Origin of the sequence: Kribbella hippodromi (genome assembly GCF_039531045.1) — a bacterium.
Classification (GTDB): Bacteria; Actinomycetota; Actinomycetes; order Propionibacteriales; family Kribbellaceae; genus Kribbella; species Kribbella hippodromi.
On record NZ_BAAAPH010000019.1, the window covers coordinates 94,040 to 109,475 of the forward strand.

The window sequence follows — 15,436 nt, forward strand, 5'->3', positions numbered from 1 at the left end:
TCCGGCGGGCGGGACCGATTACCGGCATTATCCAGAATTTTCTGCCGGTACGGTCCCGGCCCGGCGGACAGCCGACGGGCCGGCTGGGGCTACTTGGTGACGGTGATCGGCGCGCCGTTCGAGGTGAGCGACCAGTCGACGGTGTGGAAGGTCTTCGGGTCGACCGTGCCGGTGGCGGTGACGTAGTCGATCATCAGCTGGCGGATCTCCACCTGCCGGTTGTAGACGACCGGAGCTGTCTTGACGTGCGGGAAGTTGCCGCCGCCGGACTGCCGGTAGTTGTTGACCGCGACCACGAACTGCTGGTCCGCGGCCACCGCGGCCCCGTCGTACGCGAGGTCCGTGATCCGCGCACCGCCCGGCTTGGCGATGTCGATCTTGTACGTCAGCGGCTTGGTCAGCCCGCCGAGGATGTCGTAGTTGTAGTCCGGCGTACCGTTCGGCGCGGTCGAGGTCGGCGCGTTCGTGACCTGATCGGCCGGGAACGGACCGGTGCCGCTGACCTGCTTGAAGTACAGCGCGGAGAACTCCAGGTACTCCTTGATCTGCGCGCCGGTCATCGTGACCGCGAGCAGCGTGTTGTCGAAGACGTACAGGCCCGCGACGTCACGCACCGACACATCGCCGGCCGGGATCGCCGCGTCGCGGTTGAACGGCGCCGCGATTGCAAGCACCGGAAGAGCGGCCTGCGGCGTACCGGCGAGTGCTTTCGCGACCGCGTCGGCCTGGATGAAGTTCACGAAGTCCAGCGCGGCGGTGTCCTCCCACGGCGCGGTCGCCGCGGACATGGCCTCGGTGCAGGTACCGATCTTCGAGTTCACGTACTGGACGACCTTGTCGTGGTCCTTCTGCAGCAGCGAGACCACCTCCGGGTCGGCCGCGACGGTGTTCGCGTTCAGTACCTGGCTGTGCCGGCCGACGACCTTCCACTGACCACGGTCCTTCCGCAGATCCAGGTCGATCAGCGAAAGCCGCATGCCCCACTTGAGCGGCTCGGTCAGGACGACCTGCTCGCCGCTGGTCTTGTTCGTGACGAGGCGCTCCGGGATCTCCTGGTGCGCGTGGCCGACCAGTACGGCGTCGATGCCCGGAACGGTCTCGGCCATCAGTACGGCCGCGTTCTCCGGGTACGGAAGCGCGTCGCCGTACGACGAGGACAGGTCCATCCCGGAGTGCACCGACACGACGACGAGGTCGGCACCGGCCTTGCGGACCCGCGGCACCCAGACCTTCGCCTGCTCGACGATGCCGCCGAACTTGAGCTTGTTCTCGACGTTCGCCTTGTCCCAGATCGCGATCCCGGGGTTGGTGATGCCGAGGATGCCGACCGTGATCGGCTTCTCGCCAGGGACGTGCACCCGCTTCAGCACGTACGGCGGGAATGCGGGCAGCCCGGTGGTCCAGTCCTGCGCGTTCGCCCCGAGCAGCGGGAACCGCAGCTGCCGCTGGAACTTGCGCAGGATGTCCATCCCGTAGTTGAACTCGTGGTTGCCGAGCGCGGCCGCGTCGTACCCGATCCGGTTCATCGCCGCCGCCATCGGGTGCGTGTGGCCACCGGTGATCGGTTCGATCTTGGCGTAGTAGTACGCCAGCGGGGTGCCCTGGATGGTGTCGCCGGCGTCCAGCATCAGCGGGCGTGGCGCGTGCCGGTCGGCGGCGATCCGGTCCCGGACGGCGGTGACCAGGGTGGAGATCTTCGCCAGGCCGATGTCGTTGTGCGCGGCGTCGTCGTACTCGGCGTTCTTGAAGTAGTCCCAGTTGAAGACGTTGCCGTGCAGGTCGGTGGTCCCCATCACGGTCAGCCGCACGGTCTTGCCCGGCCCGTGCTCAGTACCGCTGCCACCCGCGTACGCAGGGACGGCCGTGAACCCGGCCGCGGCCAGCGCGGACGCGCCGCCGATCAGGGTCCGTCTGGTCATCGTCGTCCGCTCACCACTGTTCGTCATCAGGCGCCTCACTGCTCTGCTCGCCGGGATCTCCGGCACGAAAGCACACGATACGGCCGACCCCCGGTTCATCCCTGCACCCACGTACAAGAGAAGATGCCCCTCATGACCAAGCCGCCCGGCAAAGTGCTGCCGTTGGTCGCCGCTCTGCTCTGCGGTGCCGTCCTTGCCCAAGCCGCTACCCCCGATGCCGACTCCGCCCCCGCCGCGGCGCCCGCGATCAGGATGTCCACCGGGCCGGGTACGCCTGCCGGTTCGAAACGCGGCGAGCCGTCGTCGAGCAAACCGTCAGTGCCACCTGCACAACCCGCGCAACCTTCGGTGAACAAGCCGCAGCCCGGCGATGACTGGAATCTGACCGGGCACGGAAAGGTGCTGTACCTGACCTTCGACGACGGCCCGCAGCACGTGTGGACGCCGCGGGTGCTGGCCGTAGTGCGCAAGCACAACGCGCACGCGACCTTCTTCGTCCTCGGTATTCAGGTCGGCCAGTTCCCGGAGCTCGTCACCGCCGAGCGGGCGGCCGGGCACCAGGTCGGCAATCACACCTTCGACCACAAGACGCTGACCCACCTGCCGGAGGCGAAGATCCGGCAGGAGATCGCGGGCGGCGTACGGTCCAAGTGCCTGCGTCCGCCGACCGGCGCGACGAACGCCAAGATCCAGGCGATCGCGGCCGCGTACCACCAGCGTCAGGTGCTCTGGGACGTCGACACCAGGGACTGGGAGAAACCCGGCGCGGCGCGGATCGAGCACGCGATCCTGGCCGGTGCGCGGCCGGGCGCGATCATCCTGATGCACGACGGCGGCGGGGACCGATCGCAGACGGTCGCGGCGCTCGACCGGGCGCTGACGAAGCTCAGCAAGCAGGGCTACACGTACCGCGCGCTGCCCTGCTGACCGCTGTGCTCGAGCGGACCACGCCGGGCTTCAGCGGACGACGCCGGCGGTGCCGCCGGAGAAGTGCTTGAGGGCCTCGTCGATCACGTGCACCGGCTGGTCGAGCGACTTGACCAGGAACATGCCGGTCGGCCGGAGCAGCGGGTTCGGCTTCACCACGGAGCGTACGGACGGCTGGTCCAGGCCGCGGACGCCCGCGGTCGTGGCGCCGACGCCCCGGGCCAGCGCGATGTCGAGCGTGTACTGCCCGAGGAGCTTCTGCCGGCGAAAACCACGGACCGTGTTCCAGGGCAGCACGACCGGGTACGCGGCGCCGTCGCACGCCAGCTCGAGGCCCTTCACGGAGATCCGCATCGCGACCGGCGGCAGCTCGTTCGCGTCGTACCACTGGATGCGCTGCTTCTGGATGCGGAACACCATCCAGGTACTGAGCAGCAGCGGGCTCATCGCCACGATCAGCAACACCGCGTACGGCAGCATGACCGTGCCGTCGAACGCGACCAGTGCGTACAGGGCGGCCGCGACACCGATGACGCCGAGCACGAGCGTGATGATCGCGCCGCGCCGCTCGACCGTACGCACCACCTCGCGGCGACGCAGCACCGTCTCCCGGTCGACCCCGACCACGAACGGCTTGTCCGGCCCGTGCGACCCGACCTGCTCAGGCGGCGGCGCGTGGTCAACCGGCGGCGCCTGTTCGACCAGCTGCGGCGTGTCCCCGTCCTCTGTCACCGGAGAAGAATCGCACAGGGAGCGTGTCTCCCGCTCCCCCAACCGAGCGCGGCTGGTCAGTTGCGGCGGCGGCCCGCCCAGGTCCACGCGTACACACCGTCGTCCACCGCGCGGCCGCCCTCGCCGAGCTCGAGCGGGCGGAAGGTGTCGACCATCACCGCGAGCTCCTCGAAGCGTTCGGCGCCGAGCGAGGCCTCGATCGCGGACGGCTGCGGACCGTGCGCGTACCCGCCAGGATGCAGCGAGATCGACCCCAGCCCGATCCCGGAACCCTTCCGCGCCTCGTAGTCGCCGCCGCAGTAGAACATCACCTCGTCGGAGTCGACGTTCGAGTGGTAGTACGGCACGGGTACGGAGAGCGGGTGGTAGTCGACCTTCCGCGGCACGAAGTTGCAGACCACGAAGTTGTTCCCCTCGAACACCTGATGCACCGGCGGCGGCTGATGCACCCGCCCGGTGATCGGCTCGAAGTCACTGACGTTGAACGTGTACGGGTACAGGCAACCGTCCCACCCGACCACATCGAACGGATGCGTCGCGTACGTCATCCGCGAACCGACGATCCCGCCGGCGCCGTTGCCGCGATGCTTGACCAGTACCTCGACGTCCTCGCCCTCGACCACGAGCGGTTCGGTCGTCGGGTGCAGGTCCCGCTCGCAGTACGGCGAATGCTCGAGGAACTGCCCGTACCTCGACAGGTAGCGCTTCGGCGGAGCGATGTGCGAGTTGGCCTCGATGCAGTACGCGCTGACGCCGCCCGGTCCGGGCAGCCAGCGGTGCGTGGTCGCGCGCGGGATGATCACGTAGTCGCCCTGGATCGCGTTCAGTACGCCGAACACCGTCTCGACCGTGGCGGAGCCCTTCTCGACGTACACGCACTCGTCGCCGATCGCGTTCCGGTAGTACGGCGACGGCTGCTCGGCGACGGCGTACGAGATCCGGACATCACCGTTGCCGAGCACCAGTCGCCGGTCCTCCACAGCGTTCGATTTCGAGGTGTCGTCGAACAGGTCGTGCAGTTTGAGGTGCCGCGGGGTGAGTGGGTGGTTGGCGACAGTGGCCAGGTCAGGGAGGTCCCAGACCTGGGAGTCGACGATCGCGGACGGTACGCCGGCGTGGTACAGCAGCGACGAGTCGGAGGAGAACCCTTCCTCGCCCATCAACTCCTCGTAGTACAACCCCGATCCTTGGCCACCGTCCGGTTTCCGGAACTGGGTGTGCCGCTTCGGTGGAACTTCCCCGACCTGCCGGTAGAACGCCATCTCTCCCGCTCCCGAGTGTTCGCTATTCGAACGCTTGCGTCCGCTTACCGAAAGCATCCGTTAGGCTCTTGGTCATGTCAACCGTCCCTGCCCTGTTCCGGCACCTGGTCGACGACGCGTCGATGTTCCCGCCGGGCGACCTGCCCCTGCCCGAAGCGGTCACCGCCCACCGCGCCCATCTGCAGTCGGCATACGCCGGGCTGGTCGGCCCGCTCGTCTGCACCGACCAGGACCTGATGAAGGTCGCCGAGGCCGCCCGCTCCGGTGCGGACGGCCCGCTCCGCGTCTCCGTGGTGATCTCCGGTGGCGCCGGCGGGATCGAGCCCGCGGTGCGCTGGGGCGACCGCTCCAAGGACGTCGAGGTGACCGCGGTCGAGGTCCGGCTGCGCGACGAGGACGACCTGTCCCGGAACGCGCTGCGGGTCGTCCGCGTCTGCGACGACTGCCTCGACGAAGAGAACGCGTACGTCGAGCTCGGCCTGGAAGGCGGCTGGGAACGCGCCTTGGACGTGATCGCCGACGCCGGGTACGCTGCCAAACTCCGCACCGGCGGCCTGGATGCATCGCTCTTTCCTTCGAGCGACCAGGTGGCGTCCTTCATCACCGCGTGCCTCGACCGCGAGGTCGCCTTCAAATGTACGGCCGGCCTGCACAACGCCGTACGCCACACCGCCGCCGACACCGGCTTCGAGCACCACGGCTTCCTCAACGTCTTGCTGGCGACCCGCGCCTCACTCGACGGTGCCGCGCACGACGACCTGATCGAGCTCTTGGACAACCGCGACGGGACGGAGCTCGCCGCGCGGGCCCGTGCCCTTTCGGACGACCAGGCCGCGAGTACGCGCCGGTGGTTCACGTCCTTCGGCTCCTGCAGCATCGAGGAACCACTGCACGACCTGATCACCCTGCAGCTGATGGAGGCGTTGTGAGCTGGATCGACATCCCCGACGGCTCGCCGTTCGGGCCGGAGAACCTGCCACTGGGCGTGTTCCGGTACGGCGACGAGGAGCCGCGGGTCGGTGCCGCGATCGGTGACCAGGTGATCGATCTCGCGCCGGTCGCGTCCGCGCAGATGCTGGACGGCGCGCAGCTGTTCGCGGAGCCGACGCTCAACGCGTTCCTCGCCCTTGGCCGCCCCGCCTGGCGCGCCACCCGGAACTGGCTGCTCGACCTGGTCCGCAACGAGAACGATCGCGACGCCGTCGAGCCGCACCTGACCCCGCAGTCCGCGGTCAGCATGCAATTGCCGTTCGAGGTCGCCGACTACGTCGACTTCTACGCCTCCGAACAGCACGCGACGAACCTCGGCCGCCTGTTCCGCCCGGACTCCGAACCGCTGCTCCCGAACTGGAAACACCTCCCGGTCGGCTACCACGGCCGCGCCGGCACCATCGTTGCCAGCGGCACCGACATCGTCCGCCCGTCCGGTCAGCGCAAGCCGCCGGACGCGAGCGTCCCGACGTTCGGTCCGTCGCAGCGGCTCGACATCGAGGTCGAGCTGGGTTATGTCGTGGGTACGCCGTCCAAGCTCGGCGCTCCGGTCCCGGTGGACTCGTTCGAGGATCATGTGTACGGAGTGGTGATCGTCAACGACTGGTCCGCCCGCGACCTGCAGGCTTGGGAGTACGTGCCGCTGGGGCCCTTCCTGGGCAAGTCCTTCGCGACGTCGATCTCGCCATGGGTGGTCTCGCTGGACGCACTGGCTGCCGCTGCCGTTCCGCTTCCGGTGCAAGATCCGGCGGTGCTTCCGTACCTGAGCGGATCGCGGTTGGTGAACTTCGACATCACGTTCGAGGTGTACTTGAACGGGCAGCTCGTCAGCACGCCGCCGTACAAGGACATCTACTGGTCGCCGGCGCAGATGCTTGCGCATATGACGGTCAACGGCGCGAGCGTCCGTACCGGTGATTTGTTTGCCTCTGGCACCGTCAGTGGTGCGGCGAAGGATCAGCGCGGCTCGTTCATCGAGCTCAGCTGGGGTGGCCGGGAGCCGTTGGTTGTCGATGGCAAGGAACACACGTTCCTGGAGGATGGTGACGTGGTCACGATCGCCGCGTGGGCGACCGGCGGCGACGGGTCACGGCTGGGCCTCGGTGAGGTAACTGGGCGAATCCGGCCGGCGGTCAGCTGAGCAGGAGAGCCGAGTCCCAGCCGGTACGGGGTGGGCGGGTGTAGGCGCTCAGGGCGAGCGCTATGCCGGCGGCGCCCTCCATCAAGCCGGGGAGGTCGAGGTGCAGGTCGGCGACCGGTTGGTAGTAGCGGTAGCCGAACGGGAGGGCCGGATCGAAGCGTTCGATCAGACGGTCGGCCAATTGGTCGGCGGCCGGGCCGAACTCCTGGCCGGGGTGCTCGCGGTCGAAGAGCGCGCAGAGGTAGAGCATGCCGGCCCAGCCGTGGCAGAACGCGTCGTCGGTGATGCCCCAGTCGTCGACGGGTCGGGCGAGGAGGGAGCGGAAGGCGTCCAGTCCGACAGCGCTCCAGTCGGGGCGGTTCAGGGCATCGGCGGCGAAGTCCAGGGCGCGGGCGATGCCGGGTGCGCCGTAGCACCAGGAAGCGCGGGCCGGTTGTGGGCGCGGGCGGTGGTCGCGGTTCGCGTACACATCGAGGGGGACGAAGCCGGTCCAGTAGTTGCCGTACGCATCTTTTTCGCGACGGTCGAGCAGCCAGTCGGCCATGGTGGTGATCGCCTCGGCTTGGCCGTCCACGCGGAGGCCGGCTGACCAGGAGATGGCGAGAAGGGCGAGTGGGCCGGGGATGCCGTGGGCGAGGCCGAAGTTCGCTTGACCGCGTTCGAAGCCCGGGCCGACGACGGTCTTCTCGGTACCGTCGAACCACCAGCCGGGGACTTCGATTCCGTCTATTTTCAAGGGTTCTTGCAGTGAGGTCAGGCAGGTGAGGACTTCCTTGAGGACGTCGTACTGTTCGCGGGCGAGCAGGTAGCGGCCGACGCCGGCGAGTCCGCTGACGACGTCGACTACGCCGGCGCAGGTTGGTACTTGCGCCTGGCGGGTGGCTTGATGGACGCTCACCAGCCAGCGCGCATGCTCACTCATCCGCTCGTCGAGGCGGGTCAGAATGCCTGCATAGTCTCCTGGTTCCCGGGCTGCGATCCGAGTCGCGGTCGCGAGCGCGCCGAGCCCTTCCATAGCCCCCGCCACCGGCAAGCCTGCAGCCTCCGCCATGGTCCGGCTCAGATACTCATGCGCAACGTCCCGCTCCCCCAACTCCGCAAACAAGACCGCCAACGCCCCAGGCCCCCGCGACAAGGTCGTCACATCCCAGGGCGGGCACTTCAGCTCAGCGATATCAATCACGTCACCGTTGGCAGTAGTAGCCGCAACCACAGCGTCTGGGTCCCGCAACCGCCCAGCAACTTCAGCAACCACCCGGGCGGCCCGGGCGGCGGCCGCCCCGCCCACCACCTCGTGCCGCGCCGCCCCCTCCCCTACCTCCATCGGAAGCGCATCCGCCGGGTTCATCACGTGTGCCTTCTTCGGTCGAGGGTTCGTTTCAGTGTGCTTCTCACCAGCCCATAGGCTCGTCGTTCGAGGGTCCTGTCTGTTCCGAGCAAGCGGTTGTTGTGTAGGTGCAGCACGCTCATCACGGCCGGCATGCTCACCCCGGCGTACCGCTCAACCGCCGCGCGCCGTTGCCCCCAGCAATCAAGCCCCTCAAAACCAGCGTGCAACTTGGCGAACTCAGCCCGATCCTTCGGCGAAACCTCGTTCGACAACTCAATCGGGTACGTGTCCAAGAACCACTGCTCAAGCTGACCAAACCCACCCAGCAAATCCAAATGATTCAGCGCCGCCAGCCACTCGACCGGCATCGTCAGCCTCCGGCCAGCGCGCAAACGCAACTGCTCCAGCACAGCCCGACTGTCCGCGCAGAACACGTCCTCCGCCGCCCCCATCACCCCAGCACCTCCGTACCGCGCGACCTCCGGCTCGTACTCGTCAAGCACCACGGTCCGGATCCGCCCAGCCTCCACCAGCTCACCCGCCCAGGCATTCAAAACCGCCGGATCCCCACCCCGAAACCGAATCCGCAGATGCTCACTCGGATCGCGATACCGCAGGAAGAACCAACGATCAACCCCCATCCGCGCCACCAACTCCCGGACCGCGCCAACCAGCAACGCGTCCTGAAGATCGGCCGCCAGATACACCTTCGCGGACAGCCACTCCCCGCCAGGCAGGTGCCTCGGCGGCCGCTCATCGGCCGTACGCCACGAAGGATTCGCGACCACCTCCGGCCGCTCCGCGACCGACACCAACGGAACGACTAGTTCGTTGGCATGACCAGCAGTCACTCCGTACGCGTTGAGGGTCTCGCTCACCACCGACGACGGTTCTTTGCGCAGCTGGTCGCGGAGCAAGCGGCGATGCAGCGGTACCCGCAAATCCAGATCGAGGTGATGATCGAACATGCCGACGCGGATCACCTCCGGTACTGCCAGCCGCTCGCGCCAGTGGTCCAGCGCGGCATCCCACTCGGACTGGTCGCGGACAGTTGCCAGCTCCGGGTCCGTACGCCACAACGCCGGCGCGAGGATGCTGCGGCCGGAGCGTACGCGCGGCAGGCGCGGCATGACGTCCAGCCGACCCCACTGCCATGGCGTCCAGAACCGTCGCCCAGCCAGGCCCACCGCGGCGAGGAAGCGCGCGACGTTCGGGGCACCGGTGACGACGTTGAGCATGTTCGGGCGTACGACCGTGAGCTCCCGGCCGAGGCGCTTCGAGAACAGGTAGAGCCGCTCGCCGGTGGTGCCGACGCAGACATCGCGGACCTCCACGACGGCGGGATCGTCCGGGTCGGCGAAGGTGCCGACGGCAAGGGTGTGCGGGAGTAGTTGCGGTTCACGAAGCACGTTGCCGAAGCGCGGCTCGTACGGCGCGAACTTCAACTGCACGGGCACCGGGCCGGGCACGTCGTACAGCTCGCCCAATGCATCTTCAACCCCCAACAGCCCCGCGAACCGGCCGATCATCGCGCCCGCGGCAATAGACCCACTGGTTGCCGCCAGCAAGAACTCACCCCGCTCCAAAGCCTCCGGCGAGTCAGCCAAAACCTGAGCACACAGATCAAGCGAGTCGGGCGCCCGGTCGCTACCCTCACTCACCAACTGTGAAACCAGTTGGTTGTCCAGGACCAGCTCCTCGGCGCCTGCGTTCTCGACCAGGGCGACTGCGAGAGCTTGGTCCCGGGCTGCAGAGCACGTGTTGCTGGGGACCTCCGCGCCACCGCGCTCGCCCACCGGAATCCGGTACCCAGCGGGCGGCCCCAAGCCCACCTGCGGGTCCAGCAGATCGAGCACCGGCACCACCCGATCAGTGCCGTACCGATCAAGAAACGCCCGGTGATAGCTGGCCAGCGCCGGCAACCCGTCACCCGGCGGAGACAACCGCCACAACAACGAACCGACCCGCGCGGCTTCATCCGCAACCGCCTGAGGCAACCGCACGTCAGCATCCACGCGCAGATCCACCTGCACAGAGCCTGGCCGGCCCAGACGATCAGTCACCACCGGAGCGTCGGGGTCGGCCTGGGCATACTCGCCGAGCAGGATCTCGCGGGTGAGCAGCTGGTCCAGTAGCTGGTCGGCGTCGGCCGGGGTGGCGTCTGGGGTTGCTTCCAACAGGCGGGCGCGGAGGACCTCGTACGCGACCGGTCGACGAGCCGCTGCCCGGATGAACTGAACCGCCTCCGAGTTGGCCAGCGACAGTTCGCGACCCGGATCGTCCTCGGCAAGTTTCCGGAGATACGGCAACACCAGCCGATCCCCACGGATGACAGCAAGGTTGTTCGCGACCACCCGCACCGGCAACTGCCCGCGACGTTCAGCATGCAGCCAGCCCTCATCAGGCAACACCTGACGCGTATGCGCCGACCCGATCCGCACCTTCGCCGAACCACTCAACCCGTCGAAGACAACCGGCGCGACCCCGGCCAGCAAGCCGAACGGAGTCGGACGGCCGGTCATCCGCAGCAGGTAGCGGGTCGTCGCGAGGATCGCTCGTTCCAGCTTGGCGCGCTCCACGTCAGCGCCGGCCAGAATCCGTTGCAGCGAAGCCGCGAGGGACGGGCTGGAGAGTTCGATTGCCTCGAGCAACGCCGCGTCGGTCAGCACCTCGCGCAAGTAGGTACTGAGCTCGCCGACGGTCGCGGTCGCCGGGTCGGGCGCGGTCCGGGTCGGTGCTGCGGCGGCGGCTGGAGCAGCCGCCAGCCGCAGCACCCCGAAGGCGCCCGGGCGAAACTCGTCCGATGCCGCACCAGCCGCACTACCTGCTGGAGCCGCAGTCCCGCTTGATGCACCAGCTGCACTCCCAGCTGGTGTTGCAACTGGTGTCACGGGCGCCTAACCGGTCAGCCGGCCGTCAGCAGCACGGGACGCAGGCGGCCATGCCGACCGCGTACGTGTTCACCGTCGTCGGTGTCAGACCGCTGCGCTCGTCGACATCGCGGGCGTCCTCCGGCCGGGCCGGCCGGTTCAGGGCCGGGTCCGACGCGGGGATGACGTCGAGGTCCAGCTCGAATGCTGTCAGGCTCATGGTGATGACCCTTCGCTCGGTATCGGTAGTCGGGCGACTACCTACCGCGACAATCAACCACGAGCACCGGAAGTTTTTCAACAGCATCAACGGTTGATCTTGTATTTCTTTTTCCACTCGGCGCAAACGCTGAAGAGTTGTCAGAATGATCTGATCTGTTCATTAGTGTTCGTTTCTCTTGACTCGCTCGCGCTTACGTGCGAACTTTCTGGCCATGAAACGTTCAGTGGGGTGTGGAGTACTGGCTGTAGCGATCACCGCCGCCGCCCTGAGCTTGCCGACCGGCGCCCAGGCCAACGGAGCGAAATCCAAGAGCTCGGCCGGTGAACTGACGCTGCGGTCCGCGGAGTTGACGGTCACCGTCGGGGCGGACTTCCCGCGCGTGATCAAGTACGCCGACAACGCCTCCGGGCAGGCCCTCGGAGGTCAGCCGGACGCGATCTCGACCGTGACGATCGACGGCGTGCCCCGGACCGCGCACCTCGCCGCGGCCCCGGAGGCGGCCGGCGGGCGCGCGGCGTACACGCTCGCCTTCGACGCCCTGCCCGGTGTCGAGCTGGATGCGAGCCTGAGCGTGACGGGCCGGGTGACGACGTTCGCGATCGATGCCGTCCGCGACACCGGCGCGAGCCGCGTGCACACGATCGACATCCCGGACCACGACCTGGTCTCGGTGGCGAGTACGGACGACGGCGCGACCACCGCGTTCACCACCCTCGACCCGGACTCGACCCGGACCGCCGACAAGATCACCCCGGTGACCGCGAGTACGCCCGCCGAGGCGTCCGCGACCGGCGCCGCGTACGCGTTCGTCAACACCAGCGGGCTGGCGGCAGGCATCGAGTCGAACTCCGTGTACGACAAGCCGGCCGGCCAGTCCGTCGACGACGGCGCCCGGTTCTGGCATCGCGCCCGCAAGAGCAGCGACGGCAGTACGCGGGTCGGTGTCTGGAGCGGTCAATGGACGTACCGGGCCGACACCGCGCCGTACACCGAGCCACTGCCGTGGGCCAAGGTGGTGGTGACGCCGGACGCGAACCATGACCGGACGGTGGACTGGGAGGACGGCGCGATCGCGTTCCGCTCGATCATGACCGAGCCGAAGGGCGGCGAGCAGGTCAAGGACCGGGTGATCACGCACATCCCGTTCAACTTCGCCAGTCAGGCGACGCATCCGTTCCTGCGCACGCTCGATGACGTGAAGCGGATCTCGCTCGCCACCGACGGTCTCGGCCAGATGGCGATCCTGAAGGGCTACGGCTCCGAGGGCCACGATTCCGCGCACCCGGATTACGGCGGCAACTACAACACCCGCGCCGGCGGCCTGACCGATCTGAACACCCTGCTGAAACAGGGCAAGTCGTGGAACGCGGCGTTCGGCGTACATGTGAACGCGACGGAGTCGTACCCGGAGGCGAACGCGTTCAGTGAGGACCTGGTCGACAAGAACGCCAAGGGCTGGAACTGGCTGAACCAGAGCTACTACATCAAGCAGCGCCCGGATCTTGCCTCCGGCAACATCGTGAAGCGGTTCCAGCAGCTGCGCGACGAGACTGACAAGAACCTGCAGGAGTTGTACATCGACGTGTACTACCAGTCCGGCTGGCTTGCCGACGGGCTGACCCGGCAGCTGGCCGGCCAGGGGTGGCAGATCGCGACCGAGTGGGCCGACCGGCACGAGCGTACGTCGCTGTGGTCGCACTGGGCCAACGATCTTGATTACGGTGGTGCGACCAACAAAGGCCTGAACAGCAAGATCATCCGGTTCGTCCGGAACCACGAGAAGGATGTCTGGAACAACGATCCGATCCTCGGCCAGTCCGCGATCGTCGAGTTCGAAGGCTGGACCGGTGAGACCGACTGGAACGCGTTCTACCAGAACATCTGGCAGCGCAACCTGCCGGCGAAGTTCCTGCAGCAGCAGAAGATCCTGGACTGGAACGCGAGCGACATCACCTTCACCGGCGGCGTTCGCGGCGCGGTCGAGAATGGCAAGCGGACCGTGTACGTGGGTGCCGCGAAGGTCCTGGACGGCGACAAGTACTTGCTGCCGTGGGACAAGAAGCTGTATCACTACAACCCGGCCGGCGGGCGTACGACCTGGCAACTGCCCGCGACCTTCGCCGGTGCGCGCACGTTCTCGGTGTACAAGCTCACCGACACCGGCCGGGTGAAGGTCGCGACCGTGCCGGCGCGCAGCGGCGGTGTCACGCTGGATGCGGTCGCCGGGCAGCCGTACGTGATCTACCCGGAGGTCGCACCGAGGCCCCGGCCGGCCGACTGGGGCGCCGGTACGCACCTGCGCGACCCGGGCTTCAACGCCGGCAACCTCACCGCCTGGAGCCCGGCCGGTGGCGCCACCATCGCCACGCTCGAGAACGGCCAGCACGTCGCCGAGCTGGGAACGAAGGCGCCATCATCGGTCCACCAGCAGATCACTGGACTCACCCGGGGGCGTACGTACAGCGCCTCGGCCTGGATCGAGGTCGAACCCGGCAAGTCACGCCCGACAACCATCACCGTCGACGGCGTGCAGAACGTGGTGACCAGATCGACCGCGCGGAACCTGGTTGCCGCCGACGACAAACACGATGGGTACTACCAACGCGCGCGCGTGGTCTTCCAGGCCAAGGGCAGCACCGCCAACCTGACCATCGGCGCGGTCGCGGGCGCGGCCCGGGTACGGCTGGACGACGTGCGCGTAGTCGAAACCACGCGGCCGGCCAACGGCTTGGTGGATGACTTCGAGAATGTCGACCAGGGCTGGGGTCCGTTTGTGAAGGGCGATGCGGGCGGGGTCACCGATCCGCGGACCGTGCTCGCCCGCAAGCACGCCCCGTACACGCAGGCAGGCTGGAACGGGAAGCTCGTCGACGACGTACTGGACGGCAACTGGTCGCTCAAGTCGCACGAGGAGAACGAAGGTTTGGTATACCGAACCGCGCCGTGGACGGTGAACTTCCAGCCCGGGCACAAGTACAAGGTCAGCTTCGACTACGAGAGCGGGCGCGCCGGGCAGTACGCCTGGGTGCAAGGCGTGGATCGCCCTGGTTCGGTCGAGGTGAAGGCGACGCCGATCGGCGAGCAGCGTACGAAGGCGACCTTCAGCCAGGAGTTCGTCGCCGGATGTGGTGGCGACTACTGGGTCGGACTGCGCAAGCTGACCGACGGCGGCGATCAGACGGACTTCATCATGGACGACTTCGCCGTCACCGATCTGGGTACCACCCCGGAACCGGCCGACTGTACTTCGGTCGCGGTCTCCGGACTGACCGGCCTGGTCTCGGGCGAGGCGAACACCGTCACGACCACCTTCACCAACAACGACGTCGTTGCCGCGAACAACATCACGCTCGGCCTTACTGCGCCGGACGGCTGGACTGTCACGGCAACCACCCCGGCCACTCACGCATCCGTTGCCGCAGGCACCAATGCGATCACCACCTGGGACGTCACCCCGCCGACCGGGACGCCGGAAGGCAAGTACCCACTGACCGCGACCGGCGGTCAGGCAACGATCGGCGCCGAGGCCACCGTGCTACCGCCGGGCATCGTGCCACAGTCGCGGATCAAGGTCGCGGACGTGAGCAGCGAGGACGTCGGCACCGGCGGCGCGGCGACCGCGGCACTGGACGGCAATCCCAGCACGATCTGGCATTCCGCCTGGTCCGAGGTCAGTACGCCGGCCGGGTACCCACATCACGTCACGCTCGACCTGGGCTCGACGTACCAGGTGAACGGATTCAGTTACCTGCCCCGGCAGAGCGGTACGAACGGGATGTTCAAGGGCTACGAAATCTACGTCAGCGCGGACGGCCAGGACTGGGGTACGCCGGTGGCGACCGGTGAGTTCCCGAACTCCCGCGACACCCAGCGGGTGAACTTCACCGCCAAACCCGGCCGGTACCTGAAGTTCGTCGGCACCAGCTCACTCAACGGCGCGGTCTTCGGCTCCGCCGCCGAGCTGAACGTGTACGGCACGCACCAGTAGCGCACCAAAGCGGCGCCGCTCCCCGCCCCTTGGGGAGTGGCGCCGCTTGTCATT

10 protein-coding genes are annotated in these 15,436 nt (G+C 67.7%); 4 read left to right on the top strand and 6 right to left on the bottom strand.

Annotated elements, in window-relative coordinates; translation table 11 throughout:
- Positions 1 to 89 precede the first annotated feature (89 nt).
- On the bottom strand, positions 90 to 1,946 hold the full coding sequence (locus ABD260_RS26860) for a bifunctional metallophosphatase/5'-nucleotidase (RefSeq protein ID WP_344237652.1): 1,857 nt from the start codon (positions 1,944 to 1,946) through the stop codon (positions 90 to 92).
- A 105-nt stretch (positions 1,947 to 2,051) separates the two neighbouring features.
- Between ABD260_RS26860 and ABD260_RS26865 the strand changes: the two genes are divergently transcribed.
- On the top strand, positions 2,052 to 2,846 hold the full coding sequence (locus tag ABD260_RS26865) for a polysaccharide deacetylase family protein (protein WP_344237654.1): 795 nt from the start codon (positions 2,052 to 2,054) through the stop codon (positions 2,844 to 2,846).
- 30 nt (positions 2,847 to 2,876) lie between these two features.
- Here ABD260_RS26865 and ABD260_RS26870 read toward each other — a convergent pair whose 3' ends face one another.
- Both ABD260_RS26870 and ABD260_RS26875 read right to left on the bottom strand, forming a co-directional pair.
- On the bottom strand, positions 2,877 to 3,578 hold the full coding sequence (locus tag ABD260_RS26870) for a hypothetical protein (RefSeq protein WP_344237656.1): 702 nt from the start codon (positions 3,576 to 3,578) through the stop codon (positions 2,877 to 2,879).
- Positions 3,579 to 3,634: 56 nt separating this feature from the next.
- Positions 3,635 to 4,840, bottom strand: coding sequence for a homogentisate 1,2-dioxygenase (locus ABD260_RS26875; RefSeq protein WP_344237658.1), 1,206 nt, complete (start codon positions 4,838 to 4,840; stop codon positions 3,635 to 3,637).
- A 74-nt stretch (positions 4,841 to 4,914) separates the two neighbouring features.
- Between ABD260_RS26875 and ABD260_RS26880 the strand changes: the two genes are divergently transcribed.
- Positions 4,915 to 5,769, top strand: coding sequence for a hypothetical protein (locus ABD260_RS26880; protein ID WP_344237660.1), 855 nt, complete (start codon positions 4,915 to 4,917; stop codon positions 5,767 to 5,769).
- Positions 5,766 to 6,971 carry a fumarylacetoacetase gene (gene fahA, locus ABD260_RS26885; RefSeq protein ID WP_344237662.1) on the top strand — a complete coding sequence of 402 codons (1,206 nt, stop codon included), beginning with the start codon at positions 5,766 to 5,768 and terminating at the stop codon, positions 6,969 to 6,971. The genes ABD260_RS26880 and fahA overlap by 4 nt, the downstream gene beginning before the upstream one ends.
- On the opposite strand, the gene ABD260_RS26890 is transcribed toward fahA, so the two are convergent.
- From ABD260_RS26890 to ABD260_RS26900, 3 genes are all read right to left on the bottom strand, one after another.
- Positions 6,964 to 8,319: a lanthionine synthetase C family protein gene (locus ABD260_RS26890; protein WP_344237795.1), complete on the bottom strand. Its 1,356-nt coding sequence runs from the start codon at positions 8,317 to 8,319 to the stop codon at positions 6,964 to 6,966. The two genes, fahA and ABD260_RS26890, sit on opposite strands and share 8 nt — an antisense overlap.
- Complete coding sequence (locus ABD260_RS26895) at positions 8,319 to 11,075, bottom strand: lantibiotic dehydratase (RefSeq protein WP_344237664.1); 2,757 nt, start codon at positions 11,073 to 11,075, stop codon at positions 8,319 to 8,321. Before ABD260_RS26895 ends, ABD260_RS26890 begins: the two co-directional genes overlap by 1 nt.
- 142 nt (positions 11,076 to 11,217) lie before the next feature.
- Positions 11,218 to 11,391, bottom strand: a complete 174-nt coding sequence (locus ABD260_RS26900) for a hypothetical protein (RefSeq protein WP_344237666.1) — start codon at positions 11,389 to 11,391, stop codon at positions 11,218 to 11,220.
- A gap of 214 nt (positions 11,392 to 11,605) precedes the next feature.
- Here ABD260_RS26900 and ABD260_RS26905 point away from each other — a divergent pair, with 214 nt between their 5' ends.
- Positions 11,606 to 15,382 (top strand): endo-alpha-N-acetylgalactosaminidase family protein, encoded by a 3,777-nt coding sequence (locus ABD260_RS26905; protein WP_344237668.1) that lies wholly within the window; start codon positions 11,606 to 11,608, stop codon positions 15,380 to 15,382.
- Positions 15,383 to 15,436 lie beyond the last annotated feature (54 nt).